The organism is uncultured Leptotrichia sp. (assembly GCF_938036635.1).
In the GTDB taxonomy this organism is placed as follows: Bacteria; Fusobacteriota; Fusobacteriia; order Fusobacteriales; family Leptotrichiaceae; genus Leptotrichia; species Leptotrichia hongkongensis.
Map to the genome: position 1 here is coordinate 1 of NZ_CALHQO010000240.1, position 1,065 is coordinate 1,065.

Consider the following 1,065-nt stretch of genomic DNA (forward strand, 5'->3'; position numbering starts at 1 on the left):
ATAGATGCTGCTAAAAAAACAACTACAGAAGACAGTAAAAGAAAAACAGTAAAATGTAATCCAGTAGAGGCAACAAAAACTACAAATTCTTCTATAAAAAAATATTTAGGAGAAAAATTAAATTCTAAAAAAGTAAAAAATGAATTCATAAAAATAACAACTTTATCTAAAAAAGAAAAAATAGTAAAATGTGGTAGTAGCGAAATAATGCTCGCATATCAAATCAAGGAAAGAAATTATCAAGCTAGTAGTTTTGAAGATGCATTTATAAGTATAAATTATGACTTTATAAAAGAAAATAAAAATGAATTTTCAAAAGGTTTAAAAAACAAAGAAAAATTAGATGAAGAAGAAATTGATTTTTATGAATTAACTCAAGAATGTATAGATAAAAAATCTAGTTTTGCAATAGAAATTCTGTTATGTAGTGATGAAAATTACAGTAATTGGAAAATACCAAAATATATAAAAGAGGGGTTAGAATGGTTGAAGGAAGATTAGAAATAGAAGATGAAGTGAAAGAAATATTGCAATGCATAGAAAATAAAAAAAATTTCGTATTAACAGGAGGGGCAGGTAGTGGTAAAACATATTCACTTGTTTCGTTAATTCAAGAAATCGGAAGATTATATCCTAATAAGTCAATAATTTGTATAACATATACAAATAATGCTGTTGCTGAAATAAAATCAAGAATTTCTAATGATAAATTATTTGTTTCTACAATACATGAGTTTTTATGGAAAATAATAAAGAAGTATCAAAAAGAATTAAAAGAAACAATTATAGAATTAATTTATAGGGAAGAAGAAAAATATAAAAAATTTACTTTACCAAAAGATAACCTGGAAAAAAATGAGATGAAAATAAATTTAGAATATTTTTTAAATTCAGAAATTGTATATGATGAATATTATAGTTTGAAATCAGAAGAGGATAGCAAAATAGGACATGATGAGGTTTTATTAATAGCGGAAAAGATGTTTGAAAAATATTCTAAATTATGTGATATTTTAAAAGATAATGCTAATTTTATTTTTATAGATGAATATCAAGACACAAGTG

The 1,065-nt window shown here is 23.1% G+C and carries 1 protein-coding gene and 1 pseudogene; both read left to right on the forward strand.

Annotated features, from left to right (window positions below; translation table 11 throughout):
• Nucleotides 1–501, forward strand: a pseudogene (locus Q0370_RS04645) (ATP-dependent endonuclease); the annotation flags it as partial.
• The coding region (locus Q0370_RS04650) for a UvrD-helicase domain-containing protein (RefSeq protein ID WP_299572754.1) at nucleotides 483–1,065 on the forward strand (583 nt) is incomplete at its 3' end. The pseudogene Q0370_RS04645 and the gene Q0370_RS04650, both read left to right, overlap by 19 nt.